Below are 22,361 nucleotides of genomic sequence, written 5' to 3'. Positions count from 1 at the left end.
CCCTCACCCCAGGGGTAGTTGGCCCGCGTCGAAACAGGTGCGGTCACCGGTGTGGCAGGCGCCCCCGGTCTGGTCGACGCGCACCAGCACGGTGTCCCCGTCGCAGTCCAGTGCCACCGACTTCACGGTCTGGGTGTGGCCGGAGGTGGCCCCCTTGACCCAGTACTCCTGTCGGCTGCGGCTGTAGTAGGTGCACCGGCCGGTGGTGAGGGTGCGGCGCAGGGCCTCGTCGTCCATCCACCCCAGCATCAGCACCTCGTGGGTGTCGTACTGCTGGGCGATGGCGGCGATCAGCCCGTCCTCGTTGCGCTTGAGGCGGGCCGCGATCTCCGGTGCCAGGGAGGGGAGTTGACCCTCCCTCGGTGGTGTGCGGACCGGGTCCGAGGAGTCCTCGGAGGGGGTGTCGGTGGAGGCTGCGTCGCTGGCCATACCCCCATTGTGCCGGGGCGGACGATCTACCGGAAACGGCCGCCCAGCGCCGCCCGGTTGGTGCCGCTGTTGCGGGATTGTGACGGCTGCGAGAAGGCCCTGTGGGTGGCATGGTGCATTCTTTTCCGCATGAGTGTTCCCCCTCCGCCTCCACCACCTCCAGGCAACCCCGGCGGCGGCTTCGGCCCGCCGGGCCAGTCAGGTCCGCCCCCGCCTCCGGGCGGCGGCTACGGCTATCCGGGCCCCGGTGGGCCACCCGGACCTCCGGGGCCTCCCGGTGGTTACGGGTACCCCGGCCCGGGTGGACCCGGGACGCCGCCTCCCGGGGGCTACGGCCCGCCACCTCCCGGTAACGGGGGGCAGGGCAAGGCCGCCGGCATCATCATCGCGGCGGTCGTGGCCATCGCCCTGATCGCCGGCGGGGTCTACTGGTTCGGGTTCCGTGGCGACGACAAGGACGACAAGGCCGACACGACGAGCAGCCCGAGCGCCAGTCAGAGCCCGACCGACGAGGCCAGCGACCCGGGCGCCGACATGGACCGGGACGACGAGCCCACGGACGACCCGACGACCGCGATACCGACTCCGACCCCGACCTCCAGCCTCACCCCGTACGTGGTGCTCTCACCGGGCACCTGCTTCGATCACCCGCAGCTCAGCTCCGCGGTGACCGACGTGGAGAAGCGCAGTTGCAACGGCCCGCACAACGGCGAGGTCATCAGCAACCGCACCCTGACCGGCTCGTTCGCCGGTGAGTTCTCGATCCGTTCCAAGGCGATGTCGCTGTGCAAGGCCGACGCGGAGAGCCGGATGCGGCGGATGTCGTCCCGCCCCGCCCCGTACTACTTCGTGATCTACCCCTCGTACACGACCTACCAGTTGAAGAACAAGAAGACGATCTCCTGCTCGCTCACCGCGAGCAGCACCAAGGACGGCACCAAGCTCAGGGCGCCGCTGCCGAACTGAGGCGACGGAACGTTCACCCGAGAGCGCCGCTGGTGGGTACGACCCCCCGGCGGCGCTCTCTCGTCGTGACGGCCCGCCGAGGAGCGCACCTCCCGACCGTCGCCCCCGAACCGTCCTAGGCTGGCGGCATGTCAACCCATGCCAAGCGTGAACGCCTGCTGTTCGCCGACCTGTTGGAGAGTCACGGCCCGGACGCCCCGACCCTGTGCGCCGGCTGGACCACCCGCGACCTGGCCGCGCACGTCGTGGTGCGGGAACGCCGGGTGGACGCGGCCGGCGGTCTGGTGATCAAGCCCCTGAAGTCCCGACTGGACCGCGTGCAGGCGGAGTTCCGCTCCAAGCCCTACGAGGAACTGCTCCAGCTGATCCGCAGCGGCCCGCCCCGGATGTCCCCGCTGAACCTCAAGCAGGTGGACGAGGCGGCCAACACCGTGGAGTTCTTCATCCACACCGAGGACATCCGCCGCGCGGCCGAGGACTGGACCCCGCGTCAGCTGGACCCGGTGTTCGAGGACGCCCTGTGGAAGCGGCTGGACACCACCTCGCGGATGTACGGCCGCAAGGCCCCGGTGGGGCTGGTGCTGCGCCGGCCGGACGGCCAGACCACGGTCGCCCACAAGGGCACCCCGGTGGTGACGGTGACCGGTGAGCCCTCGGAGCTGCTGATGTTCGCCTCCGGGCGGCAGAACTCGGCGCGGGTGGAACTGGACGGCGCCCCGGAGGCGATCGCCAAGGCCCGGCAGGCCAGCCTGGGGCTGTAGGACGCCTCCTGGTCCGTGACCTCCCCGACCGGAACGCCGGCCGCGGGGAGGTCACTTCGTGTCCGAGGGTGGACGGTCGCCGTAGGCCCCGCCGAAGAACACCTGCGTCTCGGTGATCCTCCCGTCGCGCACCGTGGCCAGCTCCACGTTGCGGTGCCGTTCCCCGGTGCGCAGCTCGTACTCGTACAGCACGAACACCTGGTCCCCTCCGACGGGGGCCAGCTCCACCACCCGCTGCCAGGCCAGTCGGTCGGCGGTGGGGAAGCAGCGGGCGAAGAAGGCGTCACGGTCGATGTGGTCGTCCCACGGGCTGGTGAAGGTGTAGTCGTCGGCGATCAGCCGCTCCGCCCGTTCCCGGTCCTGCGTGGTGTACGCCTCCACGGTGGCGCGTACCACCTCGGTGTTCTCCATCGGGTCGCTCCTCGTGTCGTCCGTCCCCGCCCAGGGTGGACGACGGCCGGGCGCGGAACTCGTCTGTCGGCCCCCGGCCCGCGGTGGCCGGGCTCACGGCACCCCCGACTCCCCCAGAGGTGCACAGACGTTTACCCTGGGGGTGAACGCGTGTGCACCATCGCCGAGAACCCGCCCCCGGACACGGAGCCCCATGGCCACCCCGATACCCCCGCCCGCCGCCCCACGCCCCCTGGTCGCCGTACTGGCCTTCTGCGGTGTGGTGGTCGCCGTGATGCAGACCCTGGTCGTACCCCTGCTGCCGCACATCCCCGAACTCACCGGCAGCAGCCCGGCCGCCGCCAGCTGGCTGATCACCGTGACCCTGCTGGCCGGAGCGGTCTGCACCCCGGTACTCGGCCGGGTCGGCGACATGTACGGCAAGCGCCGGGTACTGCTGGCCTCCCTCGGCCTGCTGGTGGTGGGCTCGGCGCTGTGTGGGGCCAGCTCGCACATCGGGGTGCTCATCACCGGCCGCGCCTTCCAGGGCGCCGCCCTGGCGGTACTCCCCCTGGGCATCAGCATCATGCGGGACGAGCTGCCCCCGGAACGGGTGCTGCGGTCCATCGGGCTGATGAGTTCCACCCTCGGCATCGGCGCGGCGGTCGGGCTGCCGGTGGCCGCACTGGTGGTGCAGTACGCCGACTGGCACACCATGTTCTGGGTCTCGGCCGGACTGGGGCTGCTGGACATCGCGCTGGTGCTGCTGTTCGTACCCCCCTCCGCCCTCCGCTCCCCCGGCCGCTTCGACGTGCTGGGCACCCTCGGGCTCACCGCCTTCCTGGTCGCCCTGCTGATGGCGGTCACCCAGGGCGGGGCCTGGGGCTGGACCTCCGCCCGCACCCTGGGCGTGCTCGGGGCGGCCCTGCTGGTCGGACTGTGCTGGGGCGCCTGGGAGTTGAGGGTGCCCAGCCCGATGGTGGACCTCAGGGTGTCCGCCCGCCCCCGGGTGCTGCTGGCCAACCTCGCCGCCCTGCTGATCGGCTTCTCCTTCTACGCCAACAACCTGGCCACCGCCCAGATGGTGCAGGAACCCACCAGCACCGGCTACGGCCTGGGGGCGTCCATCGTGGTCTCCGGGCTGTGCCTGCTGCCGGCCGGGATCAGCATGGTCGCGCTCTCCCCGGTGTCGGCACGGATCTCCACCACGTACGGCCCCAAGGTGACGCTGGCGCTGGCCGCCGGGATCATCGCGGTCGGCTACGTGGTGCGGTTCTTCACCAGCCACCAGCTGTGGATGATCATCGCGGGGGCGGCCGTGGTCGCCTCGGGCACCGCCATCGCCTACTCCGCGCTGCCGGCCCTGGTGATGCGGGCGGTACCGGTCACCGAGACCGGCGCCGCCAACGGGCTCAACACCCTGATGCGCTCCATCGGCCAGGCCCTGTGTAGCGCCGTGGTCGCGGCCGTGCTGACCCGGGTCACCTTCACCGTGGACGGCCGGCAGGCCCCCACCCTGCACGCCTATCTGCTGGTGTTCCTGATCGCCGCCGCCACCGCCGTGCTGGCCCTGCTGGTGACCCTGGCCGTACCGGGCGACCGGAAGTCCACCCCGGATACGCTGGGCCCCGTGGAGGCGCGGCCTCCCGAGCCCTCCGCCGTCCAGGAAGCCCGATGACCCGATGACCGGTCACCCCTCAGTCGACACCCCCGCTCCTGACCACGGTTCCCTCCCCCCGGGCGCCCTGGCCACCGCCCCGCGCAACGCCGCCGGAGAGCCGGCCGAACCCGGCGAGGCGGCCACCGGCCGTACCGCGATCCTCCGCGCCGCCCGACGGGCGTTCGCCTTCCGGCCGTACGCCGAGGTCACCCTGCGCGGCATCGCCGCCGACGCCGGGGTGTCCGCCTCCCTGATCGTGAAGCACTTCGGCAGCAAGGAGGCCCTGTTCGACACCGTGGCGGACTTCCAGAAGGCCGCCGACCTGCTGTTCGCCGCTCCGGTGGAGTCGCTGGGCCGACACCTGGTGCTGACCCTGGTACGCAGCCGGCGGGAGCGGCACGGCGACCCCCTGCTGCGGGTGGTCTTCGCCCTGGGCAACACCGACGAACGTTCCCTGCTGAGAGAACGGTTCACCCAGCAGGTCACGGCACGGCTGGCCGCGCTGCTCCCCGGCCCCGAGCCACAGCTGCGGGCCGAACTGGTCGCCGGCCAGCTCCTCGGCCTGGGCGCCACCCTGAGCCTGCACCGGGAGGGGGCGGCCGAGGCCGCCGACCCGGAGCGGCTGGCCGAGCTGTACGCCCCGGGGGTGCAGCGGCTGGTGGACGGCTGACCGTCCCCGAGCCGTACCCGGTCGCCGTCACGGAAGTCCCACGGGAGCCCCAGGAGAGGGGCGTCACGAGGAGGCCGGCTCGTCCGTGCCCTCCCGACCCCGCAGGTGCTCGGACAACACCCGCCCCAACTCCCGTGCCGCGTACGGGGGTCGCACATCACCCCGGTGCGCCAGGGAGATCGCCCGGCGCAGCCCCGGGGCGGCGAACCGGGTGGTGCGCAACCCGGACCGCTGGGCCACCATGCTGGGCACCACGGCCAGCCCGAGTCCGGCCCGGACACAGCCCAGTACGGAGTCCATCTCGCCGCCCTCCACACTGGGCGTGGGCTCGAAACCGGCCTCCCGGCAGGCGGTGGTCGTCATCTCCCGCAGGTCGTACCCGGGGCGGAACATCACCAACGGCCGCCCCTCCAGGTCCGCCACCCTGAGGCGACGGCGCCGTACCGGGGCGGGCCGGTCGGGGGCCGAGACCACCACCAGCTCCTCCCGCAGCAGCTCCCGGGTGGTCAGCGCCGGACTGGAGCCGGCCAGCGGGGTGATGACCAGGGCCAGGTCCAGCATCCCGTCCGCCAGCAGTCGCACCAGGTCCCGCGAGCCCCCTTCCCGTACCACCAACTCCACGCCGGGGTAACGGTCGTGGAAGCCGCGCAGCACGTCGGGGACCACGCTGGCGCACAGGCTGGGCGGGGCCCCCAGCCGTACCCGCCCCCGGCGCAGTCCGGCCACCTCCTGCACCTCCCGGCGAGCGGTCTCGGTGTCCGCGAGGATGCGGCGGGCCAGCGGCAGCAGGACCTCTCCGGCGTCGGTCAGGCCCACATGGCCGCGCGCCCGGTGGAACAGTTCGGCGCCCAACTCCCGTTCCAGCGCCCGGATCTGCTGGCTCAGCGAGGGCTGGGCCACGAGTTCGCGCTGTGCGGCCCGGGTGAAGTGGAGTGTCTCGGCGACGGCCACGAAGTAGCGGAGCTGGTGCAGCTGCATGGCGCCAGGCTAGGGCCTCAGAGGCTGTGCCTATCGCGGGGCCACAGAGGATCGGCACCGTCGATACGGCTCCCCCGGGGCGGGTCTGCCCGACGGTGCCCCCGACCGCCCGCTTACCGCCCGAATCGCCGCCTCCCGTCGCGGGGGCGCCCACCCCGGGGAGCGGACCCGGGAGGTGCGGCCGGCCTCCTTCCCCCGCCACCTGGGCGGAAAGGAAAAGCGACCTCCCGGTAACCCCGTGCCCGTTTCCCGGGGAATTCCCACAGGGAATCGACGAAGGCACACGGAGCGAATGCGAATTCACGGTGCGCGGGTTTACGCAACCTCGTTTCACCCAACTCCTCGTACCCGTATACGTATTGACGGGTGTTAGGGTTCTGAACCGCCGGAGGGAAACCGGCCCAGTACCATCCCTCACACCCAGGAGAGACCCGTCATGAAGCGTTGGCGATTGGCTGTCGTCACCGGAATCACCGCGGCGGCGTTGGCCGCCAGTGCCGTTCCGGCGTACGCGACCCACGAGATCAACTGGGCGGAATGCCAGCTCGGTTTCGACAACTACTTCGTCATCGGGATGACGGCCGACAACGGGCTGGGCACCCGACGGTGTTTCGCGGACGCCGGGGACCTGTGGATCGACCAGGACCGGGTCACCAGTTTCGACAGCGGCAACAACGAGGGGTACTTCGAGTACGAGCCCGGGGACGGCGGCCTGTACCGCCACACCTTCGGCAAGAACGAGAGCATCACCAAGGACTACGGCATCATCACCACGCTGCACATCAACTGAGTCCTCGTCGACGGCACCCACGGGGTCACACGGGGGGAGGCACGGCCAAGGTCCACGCCGGGTCGAAGGGGACCCCACGCCCGACGACCACCGGCCCGCGCGTGCACCGAGTCCGCGTCACCAGTGGAACCCACCGTCCGTACGTCGACGTTCCCCCTCGGGCCCGGCACCCCTCCTCCTCGGGTGCCGGGCCCGAGTCACGCCCCCTCCGGTAGGGGCCTACCTCGCGCGGCCCGTTTCTGGCGCCTTTCCGCCCGTATCCCGCCCAGGATAAGCCGGGGCAGCTGAGAAAACATCACCGGGGAATGGGTGAAGCGGCTTTCGCGCCCTTTACGCGAATTTCCCTCGGAGGCGGGACGGCCTCCGCCCCATTCCCCTGGGGCACCGACCCACGTGGGACTTCGACAGAAATGCCACCTCCACCCGCCGAATCCCTCACCCCGCCCGTCGGGAAACCACCGGTGAATGGCATATGCCATTCACCGGGTTCAGGGCATCGGGTCCAGGACGGAAAGCACGCCGACCCGGCGCGGGGAAACTCCCGACGGGAACCCACCGGTCACGGAGAACAGAAGGACGACACCCGCCGAGGAACGGCCGGTCCGGCCCAGCCTGAGACCAGCCGGCGAGCCCCCGGTACTCCTCAGGGGGCCACGTCCACACGCACGTGCACGGCCTCGACGGCGCCCGGCCAGTATCGGCACGGAAGCCACCCCGGCGGCCACCCGTCGGGCCCCGTCGCCACAGGCGGGTGGGCACCCCAGAAGGGGCGCGTCCCCCTCAGCGCCTCTCAGCGCCTCTCAGCGCCTCTCAGCGCACCTGGTGACCGGCCTGCCGCAGGGTGTCCTTGACCTGGGCGATACGCAGGTCACCGAAGTGGAAGACCGAGGCCGCCAGCACCGCGTCCGCCCCCGCGTTGATGGCCGGGGGGAAGTGCTCCAGCACGCCCGCGCCACCGGAGGCGATCACCGGGATCGAGACCCGTTCCCGTACCGCCGCGATCATGCTGGTGTCGTAGCCGTCCCTGGTGCCGTCGGCGTCCATCGAGTTCAGCAGGATCTCCCCGGCCCCCAGGCCGGCGGCACGGTGGGCCCACTCGACCGCGTCCAGACCGGTACCCCGACGGCCGCCGTGGGTGGTGACCTCGAACCCCGAGGGGGTCTCGGTGCCCTCCGGGCAGCGCCGGGCGTCCACCGACAGCACCAGCACCTGGCTGCCGAAGCGCTCGGCGATCTCCGAGATCAGCTCCGGCCGGGCGATGGCGGCGGTGTTGACGCCCACCTTGTCCGCGCCGGCGCGCAGCAGGCGGTCCACGTCCTCGGTGCTGCGGACCCCGCCTCCGACGGTCAGCGGGATGAACACCTGCTCCGCGGTACGGCGCACCACCTCGTAGGTGGTCTCCCGGTCCGAGGAGGAGGCGGTGATGTCCAGGAAGGTCAACTCGTCGGCGCCCTCGGCGTCGTAGACCTTGGCCATCTCCACCGGGTCACCGGCGTCCCTCAGGTCACGGAAGTTGACGCCCTTGACCACCCTGCCGGCGTCCACGTCCAGGCAGGGGATCACGCGTCGGGCCAGGGACACTGCTCGTTCAGCTCCTCGGAAGGTGGTGCGGGTGGCGCGCGGTGCGGCGCCGCTCAGGGGGATTCGGGGGCGCGGTACGCCTCCAGCTCGACCTCGACCAGCACCCGGGAGTCCACGAAGCCGGACACCACCACCAGGGTGGCGGCCGGGCGTACCGCGTCGAAGAGTTCCCGGTGGGCGCGGCCGGCGGCGTCCACGTCGCGGCCGTGCGCGAGGTACATCCGGGTACGGATCACCGAAGAGGCGTCCAGCCCGAACCGCCCCAGCGCGGCCAGGGCGTTGGTGAACGCGGCCCTGGTCTGCTGGTAGGGGTCGCCCTCGCCCTGCACCGCGCCGTCCACCAGGGGCATGGTGCCGGCGACCAGCACCCGGTCCCCGGCGGCCACCGCCCGCGCGAAGCCGATGGTGTCCTCCCAGGGACTGTCCGACTGCACCCGCTCGATGGTCATGCGTGGACCGCCTCCAGGGCCTCTTCGAGGGTGAACGCCTTGGCGTAGAGGGCCTTTCCCACGATGGCGCCCTCCACACCCTCGGGCACCAGGTCGGCGATGGCCCTCAGGTCGTCCAGCGAGGACACCCCTCCGGAGGCCACCACCGGACGGTCGGTGGCCGCGCACACCCCGCGCAGCAGTTCCAGGTTGGGGCCCTTGAGGGTGCCGTCCTTGGCGATGTCGGTGACCACGTAGCGGGCGCAGCCCTCGGAGTTCAGCCGCTGGAGGGTCTCGTACAGGTCGCCGCCGTCCCGGGTCCAGCCCCGGCCGCGCAGGGTGGTGCCCCGTACGTCGAGGCCGACGGCGATGCGGTCACCGTGCTCGGCGATCACCTTGGCCACCCACTCGGGGCTCTCCAGCGCGGCGGTGCCCAGGTTGACCCGGGTGCAGCCGGTGGCCAGGGCGGCGGCCAGGCTGGCGTCGTCGCGGATGCCGCCGGACAGCTCGACCTGGATGTCCATGGCGCGGACCACCTCGGCGATCCGCTCCCGGTTGTCGCCGGTGCCGAAGGCGGCGTCCAGGTCGACCAGGTGCAGCCAACGGGCCCCGGCGTCACGCCAGTTGAGGGCGGCCTGAAGGGGGTCGCCGTAGGAGGTCTCGGTGCCGGAGGCGCCGTGCACCAGACGTACGGCCTGACCGTCCCGTACGTCCACGGCGGGGAGGAGTTCGAGTGCGGGCATCGAAGCGGTTCCTGGCTCTCTCTGTCAGAGGGTCTGGGTCCAGTTGCTGAGCAGTTGGGCGCCGGCGTCGCCGGACTTCTCGGGGTGGAACTGGGTGGCCCACAGGGGGCCGTTCTCCACCGCGGCCACGAAGGGCCGCCCGTGGGTGGTCCAGCTGACCAGGGGGGCGGCCATCGCGGCGTGGGTGGCCTCCAGCTCCCAGTCGTGGACCGCGTAGGAGTGGACGAAGTAGTAGCGGGCGTCCTTCGGCAGGCCGGCGAACAGCCGCGAGCCCTCGGCGACGTCCACGGTGTTCCAGCCCATGTGCGGCACCACCTCGGCCTTCAGTGGCCCGACGGTGCCCGGCCACTCGGCCAGCCCCTCGGCCTCCTCGCCGTGCTCGATGCCCCGGTCGAAGAGGATCTGCATCCCGACGCAGATGCCCAGCACCGGCCGGCCGCCGGCCAGTCGGCGTTCGACCACCCAGTCCCCTCGGGCCCGGCGCAGCCCCCGGGCGCAGGCGGCGAAGGCGCCGACCCCGGGGACCAGCAGGCCGTCGGCGTCCATGGCGCGCTGGTAGTCGTGGGTGATCTCGACCTCGGCGCCGGCCCGGGCCACGGCGCGTTCGGCGGACCGTACGTTGCCGAAGCCGTAGTCGAAGACGACCACCTTGGGTGTGCCCATGGCTCAGGCCCCCAGTCGCAGCAGTCCGGCGGTCAGGGACATCACGGCGCCGATGCCCAACAGGGCGACCACGCCCTTGGGCATCCGCTGTTTCCAGAAGGAGAGGGCCCCGCCGGCGAGGAACAGCCCCACGAAGATCAGCAGGGTGGAGGTGCCGTTCATGGTGTTCTTCCGTTCGCTTCAACTCCGTTGTCCGGGCGGTGAGTTGCCCGGAGTGAGGAGCGTACGCGGCTCACAGGGCTCCCTTGGTGGAGGGGATGCCGGTCTGCCGGGGGTCGATCTCGCTGGCGTACCGCAGCGCCCGGGCCAGCGCCTTGAACTGGCACTCCACGATGTGGTGGGCGTTGCGGCCGTAGGGCACGTGGACGTGCAGGGCGACCTGGGCCTGGGCCACGAAGGACTCCAGGATGTGGCGGGTCATGGTGGTGTCGTAGGAGCCGATCATGGGGGCCATGCCCTCCGGCTCGGAGTGCACCAGGTACGGCCGCCCGGACAGGTCCACGGTCACCTGGGCCAGCGACTCGTCCAGGGGCACCGAGGCGTTGGCGAACCGTACGATGCCGCGCTTGTCCCCGAGGGCCTGCTTGAAGGCCGCGCCCAGGGCCAGCGAGGTGTCCTCGATGGTGTGGTGGCTGTCGATGTGCAGGTCGCCCTCGGTCTTCACACTGAGGTCGAACAGTCCGTGCCGGCCCAGTTGGTCCAGCATGTGGTCGTAGAAGCCGACCCCGGTGGACACCGACACCTGGCCCTGTCCGTCGAGGTCGATCTCCACCACCACGGAGGTCTCCTTGGTGGTCCGCTCCACCCTTCCCAGTCGTGCCATCAGGGGTTCTCCTCGCTCGTGACACTCGCGCCGGCCGCGTCGACCACGTCGGCGACGGCGGACAGGAACGCGTCGTTCTCCTCGGGGGTGCCGGTGGTGACCCGCAGCCAGCCGGGCACGCCGTTGTCCCGGACCAGGACGCCCCGGTCGAGCAGTTGACGCCACACCTGGTGGGCGTCGCCGAAGCGGCCGAACTGGACGAAGTTGGCGTCCGAGGCGGTGACCCGCAGGCCCAGGTCGGACAGCCCGGCGACGACCCGGTCGCGCTCCTTCTTGAGCTGCTCCACGTACCCCAGCAGCGTATCGGTGTGCTCCAGGGCGGCCAGCGCGGTGGCCTGGGTGACCGCCGACAGGTGGTAGGGCAGCCGCACCAGTTGCAGCGCGTCCACCACCGCCGGGTCGGCGGCCAGGTAGCCCAGCCGCAGCCCGGCGGCGCCGAAGGCCTTGGACATGGTGCGGGAGACCACCAGGTTCGGCCGGCCCTCGATCAGGGGCAGCAGGGAGGAGCCGTGGCTGAACTCCACGTACGCCTCGTCCACCACCACCATCGACGGCCGGGCCTCCTGGGCCGCCTCGTACAGGGCGAGCACGGTGTCCGGCTCCACGGCCGTGCCGGTGGGGTTGTTGGGCGAGCAGACGAACACCACGTGGGGCCGGCGTTCGGCGATCGCCGAACGGGCGGCGTCCAGGTCGACGGTGAAGTCCTCCCGCCTGGGTCCGGCGTGCCAGTCGGTGCCGGTGCCCCGGGCGATCAGGGCGTGCATGGAGTACGAGGGCTCGAAACCCAGGGCCAGCCGGCCGGGGCCGCCGAAGGCCTGGAGCAGTTGTTGCAGCACCTCGTTGGAACCGTTGGCCGCCCACACCGCGCTGGCCTGGAGCCGGTGACCGGTGGTGCGGGTGAGGTACCGGGCCAGCTCGGTACGCAGCTCCACCGCGTCCCGGTCCGGGTAGCGGTTGAGGTGGCGGGCGGCCTCGGTGACCCGCTCGGCGATCCTCGCCACCAGCGGTTCGGGCAGGGGGTAGGGGTTCTCGTTGGTGTTGAGCCGCACCGGTACGTCCAACTGCGGGGCCCCGTAGGGGGACTTGCCGCGCAGTTCCTCGCGCAGGGGCAGCTGTTCGATGGCGGTCACGGTGTCTCGGGCCCCTCCGTGTCCAGCGGGTCTCCCGACGCCCCGCCCTCGAACCGGGCGACCAGCGCCTCCCCGTGGGCGGGCAGGTCCTCCGCCCGGGACAGGGCCACCACGTGGTGGGTGACCTCGGCGAGGGCCTCGCGGGTGTAGTCCACCACGTGGATGCCGCGCAGGAAGGACTGCACCGACAGCCCCGAGGAGTGGCAGGCGCAGCCCCCGGTCGGCAGTACGTGGTTGGAGCCGGCGCAGTAGTCGCCCAGGGAGACCGGGGCCCAGGGGCCGACGAAGATCGCGCCGGCGTTGCGTACCCGGGCCGCCCAGGTGGCCGCGTCCTCGGTCTGCACCTCCAGGTGCTCGGCGGCGTAGGCGTCCACCACCGCCAGGCCCTGTTCCAGGTCGCGCACCAGCACGATGCCCGACTGCCGGCCCCCGAGGGCCTCGGTGATCCGCTCCCGGTGGCGGGTGGCGGCCACCCTGGTCCGCAGCTGGGTGGTGACCGCCTCGGCCAGATCCTCGGAGGGGGTGACCAGTACGGCGGCGGCCACCGGGTCGTGCTCGGCCTGGCTGATCAGGTCGGCGGCCACGTGGCCGGGGTCGGCGGTGTGGTCGGCCAGGATGGCGATCTCGGTGGGGCCGGCCTCGGAGTCGATGCCGATGCGGCCCTTGAGCAGTCGCTTGGCGGCGGCCACGTAGATGTTGCCGGGGCCGGTCACCATCTGGGCCGGCGCGCAGGTGTCGGTGCCGTAGGCGAACATGGCCACCGCCTGGGCACCGCCGGCCGCGTAGACCTCGTCCACCCCGAGCAGGGCGCAGGCGGCCAGGATGGTGGGGTGGGGCAGTCCGCCGAACTCGACCTGCGGCGGGGAGGTCACGGCCAGCGAGCCGACGCCCGCCTCCTGGGCGGGCACCACGTTCATCACCACCGAGGAGGGGTAGACCGCCCGGCCGCCCGGTACGTACAGCCCGACCCGTTCCACCGGCACCCAGCGTTCGGTGACGGTGCCCCCGTCGACGACGGTGACCGTGGAGTCCTGGCGGCGCTGCGCCTGGTGGACGATACGGGCCCGGCGTACCGACTCCTCCAGGGCGGCCCGGACCTCGGGGTCGAGTCCGGCCAGGGCCTCGGCCAGCGCCCGTTCGGGCACCCGCACCGACTCCAGCCGGCAGCCGTCGAAGCGCTCCGCGTAGTCGACCAGTGCCGCGTCCCCGCGATGTCGCACGTCCTCGCAGATGGGGCGCACCTTGTCCAGGGCGGCCTCGACGTCGAGTTCGGCTCGGGGCAGCAGGTCGGCGTCCACCCGGTCGCCGGCCGGGCCGGCGGGGCGGTCACGCAGATCGATACGGGAGATCACGGGTCCAGTCTGGCAGACCGCCCCAGGCACCCGGGCCGCGTATCAGTGGGTGGAACACCCCCCGAGACGGCTCGTGACCACCGCTGACGCGCCCGCCCAGGGGCCCACGCTCCGGGCGGTCGCGGGCACGTTCGGTCACCGTCACCCCAACTCCCCCGGGAACCAAGGAGGTTGACCGTACGTCAGTCAGAGGCGGACAGCGGGCGTCACCGGCCGGGAGGCGGCGGTCTTCCGACGGTCGTGTGGCGCTCGTCCGGCGGTCCTCCGGGCGGAGATATGTGCATCACCTCGGCCCGTAAGCTCACGGTGTGTTCATCCCGTCACGCAGCGGGAATGACCTCTGCGGCCCGCCGTACACCGCGAACGCCGCCCGTGCGCGGAAGTCGGGCCACCGGCCGGAACACCGGCCGGGTACGGCCACCAGACCAGGAGCGGAGGGGAAAGCTGCGGTGAGCGACCTGCGGGACGACGGTGAACCGCCCGCCAACCTACAGTTGACCAGACCCGAGTGGGGCCTGTGGCAGGCGTTCCGTAACGGCAGTGCGTACAGCCTGCGTTCCGGGGAGCCCGAACGGGACGACCCCAACGGCGACCACGAGTGGGGCGAGGGGCGCACCATCCGGGCCCGGGTGATCTCCTCCCTGCTGCTGCACGGCCCTCCCCCGCTGCTGGGACGGGTCGCCTCCCTCCACCTGGCCGGCGCCTACATCAGCGGAGTGCTGGACATATCCGGGGGCGAGGTCCGCCCCTACGTGGAACTCGTCGACTGCCGCTTCGAACGCGAACTGCTGCTGCCCGAGGCGCGGTTGACGACCATGCGACTGATCAACTGCCACGTGCCCCGGGTGGAGGCCTCCCGGCTGACCACCGAGGGCGACCTGCACCTGCCGCGCTGCACCGTGCCGGAGGGCATCAAGCTGACCGACGCCAACATCGGCACCGACCTGCTGTTGAACGAGCTGACCGTGGGCAGCGGCCGGCGTCCACGGGCGGTGTCCGCCGACGGCGTCAACGTCTCCCAGGACCTCCAGGCCAGCCTGGTGCTGGCCGACGGCGAGGTCAGCCTCCGGGGCGCCCAGATCGGCGGCTCGATGTTCCTGTACGGCACCGTCATCCGTAACCGCCGTGGCCGCTACTCCCTGCACGCCCCCCAGCTCACCGTGGAGCGCTTCGCCCACCTCGCCGACGCCGGCCCCGGCAGCGCGCACATGGCCCAGGGCTACACCCCGCCCACCGGGGTGCCCCTGCCCTTCACCACCCAGGGCGGTACCCGACGACGGGTCAAGCACTTCGAGGTCACCGGGGGCGTGAAGCTGGACGACGGCCGCTTCGGGGACTCCCTGGTGCTGGACAACTGCCGGTTCCAGCTGGAACGGGACCAGGAACTGTCGTTGCGCAGGGTCACCACCCCCGAGCTGTGCTTCACCTCCCCCGCCCCCGAGCGGGGCGTGGTGGTGCTGTCCGGGGCCACCGTGGAGAACCTGGTGGACAAGGTCAGCAGCTGGCCCACCGACGAGCGGCTGTGGATGGCCGGCTTCAGCTACCAACACCTCATCAACCGGGGGTACTTCCCCCTCCAGCAGCGCCTGTCCTGGCTGGCCGCCGCCACCCCGGAGTACAGCCCCGAACCGTACGAGCAACTGGCCACCGTCAAACGCAACAGCGGGGAGGACGCCGAGGCCCGGGCGGTGCTCCTGGAGAAGCAGCGCCGCCGTCGGGAGACCCTGCCGCTGGCCGCCAAGCTGTGGGGCTACCTCCAGGACTGGACGGTGGCCTACGGCTACCGCCCGGGCCAGGCCGCGCTGTGGATGGCGGTGCTGTGGGCCACCGGGTTCGTGTTCTTCAACCAGCACCCGCCCGGCGCCCTCAAGAGCGACGAGATGCCGCACTGGAACGCCGCGCTGTACTCGTTGGACCTGCTGCTGCCGGTGATCTCCTTCGGACAGGACACCGCCTGGAACCCGGGCGGCGCCGCCCAGTGGGTGGCCGCGGTGATGATCCTGCTCGGCTGGGTGCTGGCGACCACGGTGGCCACCGGAGCCACCAGGCTGCTGCGCAGACAGTAGCCGGCCGCCGGCCGGCGGGGCCCGGGCCGCACGGTCGGCCCGGGCAGGGCGAGCGAGGCTTTAGGCTTACCGTTCGTGACCACCTCGCTTCCGCTCTTCCCGTTGAACTCGGTGCTGTTCCCCGGGTTGGTGCTGCCGCTGACCGTGTTCGAGCAGCGCTACTGCGCGCTGATGCGGGACCTGTTGGACATCCCCGAGGACGAGCCCCGGCGCTTCGGAGTCGTCGCCATCCGGGACGGTCTGGAGGTGGCCCCCACCTCCACCGGAATGCCCGGCCCGAGCAGCACCTCACGCCGTTCCGCCGACCCCACCGCCGGTTTCGGGCCCCGACCGGAACGCTCCTTCCACACCGTCGGCTGTGTCGCCGACGCCTCCACCATCCGTGAGAGCCACTCCTCCGACGAGGACGAGGAGACCGAGGGCGCCGCCGAGCGGGGTGACGGGGCCGGGCCCCGGTACGAGGTGCTGGCCACCGGCACCACCCGGTTCCGGTTGCTGTCGGTGGACGCCAGCGGCCCGTACCTGGTGGGCGAGGTCGAGGAGCTGCCCGAGGAGCCGGGCGAGGACGCCGAGGCGCTGTCCCTGGGGGTGCTGCGGGCCTTCCGCGCCTACCAGAAGCGGCTGGCCAGCGCCCGGGAACGCACCCTCACCGCCGGGCAGGAACTGCCCGAGGACCCCTCGGTGGTCTCCTACCTGGTGGCCGCCGCGACCCTGCTGGACACCCCCACCAAGCAGCGGCTCCTCCAGGCCCCGGACACCGCCTCCCGGCTCACCGAGGAGCTGCGCATCCTGCGTACCGAGACCGCCCTGATGGGCAAGCTCCCCTCGGTGCCGGCGGCCGAACTCACCCGCCAGCCCACCAGCCCCAACTGACCGCACCGGCCGGACGGCACGAGCACAGGCACGGACACGACATGGCGAAGAAGCGCGGTTCCGCCCAGGGCTCCACCCCGGCGACCCTGGCCGCGAGCGCGGCGGGCGTGGCCTTCACCACCCACGCCTACCAGCACGACCCCTCAGCCGAGTCCTACGGCCAGGAAGCCGCCGAGGCGCTGGGCGTCAGCGCCGACCGGGTGTTCAAGACCCTGGTCGCCGAGGTCGACGGCCGGCTGACGGTGGCCGTGGTACCGGTGTCCGCCTCGCTGGACCTCAAGGCGCTGGCCTCGGCCGTGGGCGGCAAGCGGGCCACCATGGCCGACCCGGCGGCGGCCGAGCGCTCCAGCGGTTACGTACGAGGGGGCATCTCGCCCCTGGGGCAGCGTCGAAGCCTGCCGACCGTGGTGGACGCCTCCGCCCTGGACCACGACACCGTCTGTGTCTCGGCCGGCCGCCGGGGGCTGGAGATCGAGTTGGCGCCCCGCGACCTGGCCGACCTCACCGGCGCCCGGTTCGCCCCGGTGGCCCGCGCCCGCTGAGCGAGGCCGGGCGCTGCTCAGTCCCCCTCAGTCCCCGTCGGGTTGCACCGGTCCGGGCGGCTGGGGTTCGGGATCGGCCGGGCCGAACAGGGCGGTCAGCAGCAGGTGCGTCGCCACCGAGGTCACCGGCCAGGCCAGGAACGCCGCCTTGGCGTCCAGCTTCAACGGCCCGTCGAAGGTCACCCCCGAGCCCACCTCGCGGGCCCGTGCGGCCACGTCCTCGGGCGGCCCCAGGAACACGCCCACCTGCCAGGCGATCACCGCGCCCAGCAGGGCGCCCACCCCCAGGCCCAGCACCACGCCGATGCCTCCGCGCCGGCGGGCCAGGAACGCCGCCGCACCGACCACCGCGCCCATGGCCAGGGACAGCATCACGAAGGTCCCCTCGATGGCGAAGGTCTCCTCGCCCTCCGGGTCCTTGAGGTAGACGGCCTCGCCGTCGGAGACCAGCGGCACCCGGGGGGCCAGCCAGCACCACAGCGCCCCCAGGAGGACGCCCAGCACGGCCACGCCCAGGGCGGTGAGCGCGCCCTCGACCAGTTCCCGCCTCGGGTCGACCACCTCGCCCTCCGGTTCGGAGGAGACCGGGGGCGCGTACGGGAGGTCGCCGCCCGGCGGGGGGCCGTGCCACGCCGGCTGGTCCGGGGCCGTACGGGCTCCGCGAGGGTCGGGGTTGTGCGAGGAGGGCGTCGGTACCGTCACCCCGCCATCGTGCCAGGCGCCCACCCGGTCACGAGAACCAGGGAGCCGCTCGCCCCACCCCCGGGCCGTACCGGGAGTGGGTACGAGGGCCGCGAACCTCTCGCGGGTGAGCGAACGGCTCCCGTGGTCGCGTCCGGCGGGCAGCTGGCCGGGACGGCCGAGCCCCGAGCGACCAGGCGTCCTCGACGACGTCACCGGGAACCACGCGCCTCCGACGCGGCACCGCTTCGGGACGTGGCCGGTACGAGGAAGTACCGGGACGTTGGGCCACCCGGGGCGTACCGGCCGTGGGGCCGGACCGGTTCAGTCGTCCGGGGCCCACTGGTAGCCGGTGACCGTGGTGGCCGCCTCCAGGCCCAACCCGCGTAGGACGGGTTCGCTGTCGGCGGAGGCGTCGACCATCACATGGCGCACACCCCGCTCCAGGGCGGACCGCGCCCGGGCGGCCACCAGGGCGCGGTAGAGGCCCCGGCCGCGCCACTCGGGCAGGGTGGTGCCGCCGCGCAGGCCGGCGAAGTCGAACTCGGGATGCCCCTCCGGGTCGCTACCGGGGTTCGTCCCGGGGGGACCGTCGGGGTGGAGGACGAGCCAGGCGACGGACACCATCCGGCCCTCGGCCTCGGCGACGGTCACCACCGTCCGCCCGGGGGCGGCGGCCAGCCGGTCGTACAGGTGGTCGGCCAGCCAGGCCCAGTCACCGGCCCAGACCCGCTCCACCAGGTCCACGATCCGCCGCAGGTCACGCCGGGAGGTCACCTCCCGCAGGCGCACCCCCGGTGGCAGCGGCACCTCGCCGGTCAGGTCGGCGCAGCGTCCGAGCATCACCGTCTGGGTGCTGGCCGGGCTGAGGCCGGCAGCCCGGAGGCGGTCGGTGAGGTCGGGGGGCAGGTCGTGGCCGTGGGTACGCCACTGGAAGGGCATGGCGCGGGCGGCGAAGTACGCGCGCTGCCGGGCGACCAGGGCGTCCAACGCGGCGGTGGTGAGCCCCGGGTCGCGGGGCACGACGACCATGCCGTCCCGCAGTCCGGTCACCCGCAGCAGCGGACCGTCGTACTCCCGCCGTACTCCCGGGACGGGAGGGGGCAGGACACCGCGCGGCCCCCGGTCGTAGGTCTCCAGCAGGGTTTCCGGCGCCATGGGTGCTCCCCGAACCGGGCTCAGCGCAGGGAGGCCCGGCGGTAGGCGAAGGTGGCCACGGTCAGGGACAGCACCCCGACCACCGCGCAGACACCGAGGTTGAGCAGTACGTGGTGCCAGCCGGGCGTCTCCACCAGGGCACCGGCCAGCGCCTCGACCCCGTAGGTGGACGGCAGCAGGTCCCGCAGCCACTGGACGGGCAGCGGCAGCTGCGCACCGGGCAGCACCCCGAGCAGCAGTGCGGCGGACATGCCCAACTGGCCGCACACCGTGGCCAGTTCGGGCTTGGGAGCGAGCAGCCCCAGGGCCGCGCCCAGCCCGGCCAGGGCCGCGCCGGCCAGCGGGATCACCCCGACCAGCACCCACAGCCCGGCCAGCGGCAGCTGGAACAGCAGCCCCCCGGTGACGGCCACCAGCACCACTCCGGGCACGGTGAACGAGGCGTAGGCGGCGGCGGCGCCGAGGACCACCGCGGCGGGCGGCACCGGCAGGGTGGCGTAGTGGTCCAGGCCGCCGTTGGAACGCAGCTGGCCGAAGTACTGGGCGAGCAGGTTGAGGGCCACGAAGGCGACCACCAGCACGCTGGAACCGGCGACCACCGCTCGGGCCTCGGCCCCGCCGTCCACCACGCCGCGCATCAGCAGCATGATGCCCAGCGACTGGAAGGTCGCCACGAACAGCAGGGGGATGCGGGCCACCCGGGCCCGGGAGAGCTGGGCGCGGTAGACGGCGGTCAGCGAGGGCCACAGCCGGGCCACGTCCGCCAGTTCCTCCGCCACCGCCTCACCGGGCTCCGGCGCCTCCGTCTCGGGGACGTCCCGCGTGGCGCTCCGTGGCATCCCGGCCGTCAGCGTGCTCACCCTGTACCACCCTTGTCTGCCTCGCGCCGGGACCGTCCGCCCCGGAGGTGTGTGCCGTTCACGCGTTCACGCCCTCACCAGTCCTTCGGCCCGTCCGCCCAACAGCAGGTAGACATCCTCCAGGGTGGGAGTGGCCAGAGTGAAATCGTCCAGTGCCCGGAACGCGGGGCCGCAGGTCACCCAGGAGATGGTGGACCGGGCGTCCTCGGGGCTCAGCCGCAGGGTCCAGCGTCGGCCGGACACCTGGGCGTCACGCCGTAGTTCGGGGATGCCCGGCAGGTCCAGCGGGGGCTGGTCCCGCCAGACGAGGTCCAGCCGCACCTGCTGGTCGACCATCGACTTCAGGCCGCCGGGGGTGTCGCAGGCGATCACCCGCCCCCGGTCCAGCACGGCCACCCGGTCCAGCACGGTCTCCGCCTCGATCACGTTGTGGGTGACCAACACCACGGTGGTGCCCCGCTCCGCCCGTCGGCGGTCGATGGCCGCCCACACCGCCCGTCGGGCCAGCGGGTCCATGCCGGAGGTCGGCTCGTCCAGCACCAGCAGCGGGCGGTACGCGGCCAGGGCCGCCGCCACACAGGCCAGTCGCCGCTGCCCCCCGGACAGCCGCTTCAGGGCGCGGCCGGCGTACTCGGTGAGGTCCAGCTCGTCCAGCACCGCGTCCCGCTCGCGCCGGGCCTCGGTGGCGTCCAGTCCCCGCAGCCGGGCGGTGGTCTCGACGGCCAGGGAGACGGTCAACTCGTCCAGGGCACTGGACTCCTGGCCCAGGTAGGCCAGCAGCCGGGCCGCCCGCTCGGGGTGGCCCACCAGGTCGTGGCCGAGTACCCGCACCCGCCCCGAGTCGGGGCGCAGCAGCCCGGTGAGCTGGCGTACCAGGGTGGACTTGCCGGCACCGTTGGGTCCCAGCAAGCCGAAGATCTCGCCCCGGTGGGCGGTCAGGTCGACGCGGTCGTTGGCCCGTACGGCAGGGCTGGCAGGGCTGCCCCGGTAACCACGGCGGGCCGGGTAGGTCTTGACCAGGTCGCTGACGCGCACGGCGACATCGGCTGGCTCCTGCTCGCCAGCCACCGGTCGCTGGGTGCCGCTGCTCACGACTGACGAGGGTACGCGCACCGTTTCGGCGGCTCGGCACCCGGTCCGCCCTGAACGGCCCGAACGTCCCGGAGGGCCGGTGCGCGGCGGGTCGGGGACACCCGGGAAACCGGCCTCAGCGGGGGCGGGCGGTCACTCCTCCGAGGAGCGCCGTTCCTTGGTGACGGCCTCCACCTCGCGCCAGAAGCCGGCGCGGATCGCGTACCGGTCCTGCTCGTCGATCTGGTCGTCCTTGTGCGCCAGCAGCCCGAACCGGGCGGCGTAGCGCAGCAGTTCACCGTCGATGCGGTGCGGGACGCGGGGGTACTCGGCCGACAGGTGCCTCAGCAGTACGGGCTGACCGAGGCGGGCGATCCAGCGCCGGGCGAAGACCTGGCCGACCTCCGAGGGGTCACCGCTGACGGCCGTGATGTCCTCCTCGCGGTCCGCCCAGCGCTGCTCGGCGGTGGTGAGCTGGGCCAGCATCGGCAGGGCGGCGGCCTCCGGGGACTCGGGGCTACCGCCCCGCTCGGCCAGCCCCCGGTCCGAGGACCAGCGCAGGGTGGTGGTCGGCTGGGGAGCGGGCTGGTGCCGACCCAGTCCGGCCAGGTCCTTGGGGGTGGGGACCCGGCCGCCCCCGGTGGTCGGCTCCTCGGAGTCGGCGGCCTCGTCGGGCTCGGCCGGGGCGGCGGTGCCGTTCTTCGCGGACTCGGGCAGGGGCGCGGAGAGGATGGCGGCGATCTCGGGGCCGGGCCCGCCACTGGGCGGGCAGGGGGTGGGCGGTTCCTTGGCCCGTACCGACCGGGTGATCCACTCCCGGTCCAGCACCCGGCGTTCGTCGGCCTCGGCCACCAGGTCCTCGGACTGGTTGTAGTCGCCGTCGGCCGCCTGGACCGCCCAGAGGTGTACGGCGACCCCGTGCTCCTTGGCGGACATCAGCCCCGGCAGCAGGTCGCCGTCTCCGGTGATCAGCACGATGTCAGAGCAGGCCCGGTTGCGGGCGAGTTCGGTGAGTTCGGCGTGCATGGCCGCGTCCACGCCCTTCTGTGCCCAGCGCCCCTCGCTGCGGGTCAGCGCCCCCAGTCGTACGGTGACGCGGGACATCACCCGCATCCGGCGGTGCTCGGGCTGGGGTACGCGGTCGGGGGCGCCGTCGAACCAGTAGATCCGCAGCAGACCGCAGCCGGTCTCCTCCTCGGCGCGCTCGCGCAGGCTCTGGATGAGGACGGAGTGGTCCACGGTGATCTGGCCGCGTGCGGGCTCCCCGGCCAGCAGGCTCGCCGCGGCGCCCAACAGGTATCCGGCGTCCACCAGGACGACGCAGCGATCCACGTTCCACCTCTTTCGCGGCTTTCCCTTGAGTCTGCCCGACCTTACGGAGCTAATCAGCGGGAGCGGGATCATCGGCGTGGCGGTGTTCCCGAAGACCTACTCGTACGCGGGACGGGGCCGACCAGGGCCCCCACCAGGGCAACTGCCCGAAATGCGGCTTTGGTTGGGTCGTGCGAGGCTGGTCGCAGCCACCCCCGGTAGGCGGTACCCGAGGAGGCCGAGCATGAGCAAGAGCAAGGACCGTGGCCGGCAGCGCCAGGACAACCGGACGCGCACGGTGGCTGAGCGGACGCAGGAACAGATGCGGAACGCGGCGCATCGGCACTCCCCGACCCAGGGCAGCCCGACGGTGGCGGCGAAGCGGCAGCAGAAGCGGTTCGGCCACAACTGATCCGCCGGGAACGACCCGGGGCA

The 22,361-nt window shown here is 72.7% G+C and carries 25 protein-coding genes; 9 read left to right on the top strand and 16 right to left on the bottom strand.

The genetic code is table 11. The features are described from left to right. Positions 1 to 3: 3 nt before the first annotated feature. Positions 4 to 429: a phosphoribosyl-AMP cyclohydrolase gene (gene hisI / locus ABZT14_RS09535; RefSeq protein ID WP_356299024.1), complete on the bottom strand. Its 426-nt coding sequence runs from the start codon at positions 427 to 429 to the stop codon at positions 4 to 6. Positions 430 to 825: 396 nt separating this feature from the next. Here hisI and ABZT14_RS09530 point away from each other — a divergent pair, with 396 nt between their 5' ends. Together ABZT14_RS09530 and ABZT14_RS09525 are read left to right on the top strand one after the other, a co-directional pair. Continuing rightward, positions 826 to 1,395 carry a hypothetical protein gene (locus ABZT14_RS09530; protein WP_356299023.1) on the top strand — a complete coding sequence of 190 codons (570 nt, stop codon included), beginning with the start codon at positions 826 to 828 and terminating at the stop codon, positions 1,393 to 1,395. Between the two features lie 128 nt (positions 1,396 to 1,523). Further along, entirely contained in the window at positions 1,524 to 2,156 is a 633-nt protein-coding gene (locus ABZT14_RS09525; protein ID WP_356299021.1) for a TIGR03085 family metal-binding protein, read from the top strand. A gap of 51 nt (positions 2,157 to 2,207) precedes the next feature. Here ABZT14_RS09525 and ABZT14_RS09520 read toward each other — a convergent pair whose 3' ends face one another. After that, positions 2,208 to 2,567 (bottom strand): nuclear transport factor 2 family protein, encoded by a 360-nt coding sequence (locus tag ABZT14_RS09520; RefSeq protein ID WP_356299019.1) that lies wholly within the window; start codon positions 2,565 to 2,567, stop codon positions 2,208 to 2,210. 193 nt (positions 2,568 to 2,760) lie between these two features. Here ABZT14_RS09520 and ABZT14_RS09515 point away from each other — a divergent pair, with 193 nt between their 5' ends. Together ABZT14_RS09515 and ABZT14_RS09510 are read left to right on the top strand one after the other, a co-directional pair. Next, positions 2,761 to 4,224 (top strand): MFS transporter, encoded by a 1,464-nt coding sequence (locus tag ABZT14_RS09515; RefSeq protein WP_356299017.1) that lies wholly within the window; start codon positions 2,761 to 2,763, stop codon positions 4,222 to 4,224. 4 nt (positions 4,225 to 4,228) lie between these two features. Then, the gene (locus ABZT14_RS09510; RefSeq protein WP_356299015.1) at positions 4,229 to 4,876 is read left to right on the top strand and encodes a TetR family transcriptional regulator; all 648 of its coding nucleotides are present in this window, start codon (positions 4,229 to 4,231) and stop codon (positions 4,874 to 4,876) included. A 63-nt stretch (positions 4,877 to 4,939) separates the two neighbouring features. Here the strand turns inward: ABZT14_RS09510 and ABZT14_RS09505 are convergent, their stop codons facing one another. After that, a complete protein-coding gene (locus tag ABZT14_RS09505) occupies positions 4,940 to 5,854 on the bottom strand; it encodes a LysR substrate-binding domain-containing protein (protein WP_356299013.1) in 915 nt (304 codons plus the stop codon). A gap of 436 nt (positions 5,855 to 6,290) precedes the next feature. On the opposite strand from ABZT14_RS09505, the gene ABZT14_RS09500 reads away from it, so the two are divergent. Further along, positions 6,291 to 6,644: a hypothetical protein gene (locus ABZT14_RS09500; protein WP_356299012.1), complete on the top strand. Its 354-nt coding sequence runs from the start codon at positions 6,291 to 6,293 to the stop codon at positions 6,642 to 6,644. A gap of 810 nt (positions 6,645 to 7,454) precedes the next feature. On the opposite strand, the gene hisF is transcribed toward ABZT14_RS09500, so the two are convergent. The 8 genes from hisF to hisD all read right to left on the bottom strand — a co-directional run bounded on the left by hisF (position 7,455) and on the right by hisD (position 13,364). Beyond that, positions 7,455 to 8,225 carry an imidazole glycerol phosphate synthase subunit HisF gene (hisF, locus tag ABZT14_RS09495; protein WP_356299010.1) on the bottom strand — a complete coding sequence of 257 codons (771 nt, stop codon included), beginning with the start codon at positions 8,223 to 8,225 and terminating at the stop codon, positions 7,455 to 7,457. A 53-nt stretch (positions 8,226 to 8,278) separates the two neighbouring features. After that, entirely contained in the window at positions 8,279 to 8,674 is a 396-nt protein-coding gene (locus ABZT14_RS09490; protein ID WP_356299008.1) for a RidA family protein, read from the bottom strand. After that, positions 8,671 to 9,396, bottom strand: a complete 726-nt coding sequence (gene priA, locus ABZT14_RS09485; RefSeq protein WP_356299006.1) for a bifunctional 1-(5-phosphoribosyl)-5-((5-phosphoribosylamino)methylideneamino)imidazole-4-carboxamide isomerase/phosphoribosylanthranilate isomerase PriA — start codon at positions 9,394 to 9,396, stop codon at positions 8,671 to 8,673. Before priA ends, ABZT14_RS09490 begins: the two co-directional genes overlap by 4 nt. A gap of 24 nt (positions 9,397 to 9,420) precedes the next feature. Then, positions 9,421 to 10,059 carry an imidazole glycerol phosphate synthase subunit HisH gene (hisH, locus tag ABZT14_RS09480; RefSeq protein WP_356299004.1) on the bottom strand — a complete coding sequence of 213 codons (639 nt, stop codon included), beginning with the start codon at positions 10,057 to 10,059 and terminating at the stop codon, positions 9,421 to 9,423. Between the two features lie 3 nt (positions 10,060 to 10,062). After that, positions 10,063 to 10,221 carry a hypothetical protein gene (locus ABZT14_RS09475; protein ID WP_356299002.1) on the bottom strand — a complete coding sequence of 53 codons (159 nt, stop codon included), beginning with the start codon at positions 10,219 to 10,221 and terminating at the stop codon, positions 10,063 to 10,065. Between the two features lie 70 nt (positions 10,222 to 10,291). Then, positions 10,292 to 10,882 carry an imidazoleglycerol-phosphate dehydratase HisB gene (gene hisB, locus ABZT14_RS09470; RefSeq protein ID WP_356299000.1) on the bottom strand — a complete coding sequence of 197 codons (591 nt, stop codon included), beginning with the start codon at positions 10,880 to 10,882 and terminating at the stop codon, positions 10,292 to 10,294. Continuing rightward, positions 10,882 to 12,012, bottom strand: a complete 1,131-nt coding sequence (locus ABZT14_RS09465) for a histidinol-phosphate transaminase (protein WP_356298998.1) — start codon at positions 12,010 to 12,012, stop codon at positions 10,882 to 10,884. The genes hisB and ABZT14_RS09465 overlap by 1 nt, the downstream gene beginning before the upstream one ends. Continuing rightward, positions 12,009 to 13,364: a histidinol dehydrogenase gene (gene hisD / locus ABZT14_RS09460; protein ID WP_356298996.1), complete on the bottom strand. Its 1,356-nt coding sequence runs from the start codon at positions 13,362 to 13,364 to the stop codon at positions 12,009 to 12,011. The genes ABZT14_RS09465 and hisD overlap by 4 nt, the downstream gene beginning before the upstream one ends. 449 nt (positions 13,365 to 13,813) lie before the next feature. On the opposite strand from hisD, the gene ABZT14_RS09455 reads away from it, so the two are divergent. From ABZT14_RS09455 to ybaK, 3 genes are all read left to right on the top strand, one after another. Continuing rightward, positions 13,814 to 15,430 carry an oxidoreductase gene (locus ABZT14_RS09455; protein WP_356298994.1) on the top strand — a complete coding sequence of 539 codons (1,617 nt, stop codon included), beginning with the start codon at positions 13,814 to 13,816 and terminating at the stop codon, positions 15,428 to 15,430. A gap of 75 nt (positions 15,431 to 15,505) precedes the next feature. Further along, entirely contained in the window at positions 15,506 to 16,303 is a 798-nt protein-coding gene (locus ABZT14_RS09450) for an LON peptidase substrate-binding domain-containing protein (protein ID WP_356298992.1), read from the top strand. 41 nt (positions 16,304 to 16,344) lie between these two features. After that, the gene (gene ybaK / locus ABZT14_RS09445; protein WP_356298990.1) at positions 16,345 to 16,845 is read left to right on the top strand and encodes a Cys-tRNA(Pro) deacylase; all 501 of its coding nucleotides are present in this window, start codon (positions 16,345 to 16,347) and stop codon (positions 16,843 to 16,845) included. 27 nt (positions 16,846 to 16,872) lie between these two features. Here the strand turns inward: ybaK and ABZT14_RS09440 are convergent, their stop codons facing one another. The 5 genes from ABZT14_RS09440 to ABZT14_RS09420 form a co-directional block, all read right to left on the bottom strand. After that, positions 16,873 to 17,547 (bottom strand): hypothetical protein, encoded by a 675-nt coding sequence (locus ABZT14_RS09440; protein ID WP_356298989.1) that lies wholly within the window; start codon positions 17,545 to 17,547, stop codon positions 16,873 to 16,875. Between the two features lie 303 nt (positions 17,548 to 17,850). Beyond that, positions 17,851 to 18,684 carry a GNAT family N-acetyltransferase gene (locus ABZT14_RS09435; protein WP_356298987.1) on the bottom strand — a complete coding sequence of 278 codons (834 nt, stop codon included), beginning with the start codon at positions 18,682 to 18,684 and terminating at the stop codon, positions 17,851 to 17,853. Between the two features lie 20 nt (positions 18,685 to 18,704). Continuing rightward, on the bottom strand, positions 18,705 to 19,535 hold the full coding sequence (locus ABZT14_RS09430) for an ABC transporter permease (protein WP_356299343.1): 831 nt from the start codon (positions 19,533 to 19,535) through the stop codon (positions 18,705 to 18,707). Positions 19,536 to 19,610: 75 nt separating this feature from the next. Beyond that, positions 19,611 to 20,612 carry an ABC transporter ATP-binding protein gene (locus ABZT14_RS09425; protein ID WP_356299341.1) on the bottom strand — a complete coding sequence of 334 codons (1,002 nt, stop codon included), beginning with the start codon at positions 20,610 to 20,612 and terminating at the stop codon, positions 19,611 to 19,613. A gap of 156 nt (positions 20,613 to 20,768) precedes the next feature. Beyond that, on the bottom strand, positions 20,769 to 21,947 hold the full coding sequence (locus ABZT14_RS09420) for an NYN domain-containing protein (protein ID WP_356298985.1): 1,179 nt from the start codon (positions 21,945 to 21,947) through the stop codon (positions 20,769 to 20,771). A 223-nt stretch (positions 21,948 to 22,170) separates the two neighbouring features. On the opposite strand from ABZT14_RS09420, the gene ABZT14_RS09415 reads away from it, so the two are divergent. After that, positions 22,171 to 22,338, top strand: a complete 168-nt coding sequence (locus ABZT14_RS09415) for a hypothetical protein (protein ID WP_356298983.1) — start codon at positions 22,171 to 22,173, stop codon at positions 22,336 to 22,338. The last annotated feature ends 23 nt before the right edge of the window (positions 22,339 to 22,361 follow it).

Source organism: Streptomyces sp. NPDC005438, assembly GCF_040606315.1.
GTDB lineage: Bacteria > Actinomycetota > Actinomycetes > Streptomycetales > Streptomycetaceae > Streptomyces.
This window is presented reverse-complemented; position numbering and strand designations above follow the sequence as displayed.

Bases quoted from the DNA above. Each gene is read 5' to 3' on its own strand.
- hisI (WP_356299024.1), bottom strand. From the start codon at position 429: ATGGCCAGCGACGCAGCCTCCACCGACACCCCCTCCGAGGACTCCTCG.
- ABZT14_RS09525 (WP_356299021.1), top strand. From the start codon at position 1,524: ATGTCAACCCATGCCAAGCGTGAACGCCTGCTGTTCGCCGACCTGTTG.
- ABZT14_RS09520 (WP_356299019.1), bottom strand. From the start codon at position 2,567: ATGGAGAACACCGAGGTGGTACGCGCCACCGTGGAGGCGTACACCACG.
- ABZT14_RS09515 (WP_356299017.1), top strand. From the start codon at position 2,761: ATGGCCACCCCGATACCCCCGCCCGCCGCCCCACGCCCCCTGGTCGCC.
- ABZT14_RS09510 (WP_356299015.1), top strand. From the start codon at position 4,229: ATGACCGGTCACCCCTCAGTCGACACCCCCGCTCCTGACCACGGTTCC.
- ABZT14_RS09505 (WP_356299013.1), bottom strand. From the start codon at position 5,854: ATGCAGCTGCACCAGCTCCGCTACTTCGTGGCCGTCGCCGAGACACTC.
- ABZT14_RS09500 (WP_356299012.1), top strand. From the start codon at position 6,291: ATGAAGCGTTGGCGATTGGCTGTCGTCACCGGAATCACCGCGGCGGCG.
- ABZT14_RS09490 (WP_356299008.1), bottom strand. From the start codon at position 8,674: ATGACCATCGAGCGGGTGCAGTCGGACAGTCCCTGGGAGGACACCATC.
- priA (WP_356299006.1), bottom strand. From the start codon at position 9,396: ATGCCCGCACTCGAACTCCTCCCCGCCGTGGACGTACGGGACGGTCAG.
- hisH (WP_356299004.1), bottom strand. From the start codon at position 10,059: ATGGGCACACCCAAGGTGGTCGTCTTCGACTACGGCTTCGGCAACGTA.
- ABZT14_RS09475 (WP_356299002.1), bottom strand. From the start codon at position 10,221: ATGAACGGCACCTCCACCCTGCTGATCTTCGTGGGGCTGTTCCTCGCC.
- hisB (WP_356299000.1), bottom strand. From the start codon at position 10,882: ATGGCACGACTGGGAAGGGTGGAGCGGACCACCAAGGAGACCTCCGTG.
- ybaK (WP_356298990.1), top strand. From the start codon at position 16,345: ATGGCGAAGAAGCGCGGTTCCGCCCAGGGCTCCACCCCGGCGACCCTG.
- ABZT14_RS09435 (WP_356298987.1), bottom strand. From the start codon at position 18,684: ATGGCGCCGGAAACCCTGCTGGAGACCTACGACCGGGGGCCGCGCGGT.
- ABZT14_RS09415 (WP_356298983.1), top strand. From the start codon at position 22,171: ATGAGCAAGAGCAAGGACCGTGGCCGGCAGCGCCAGGACAACCGGACG.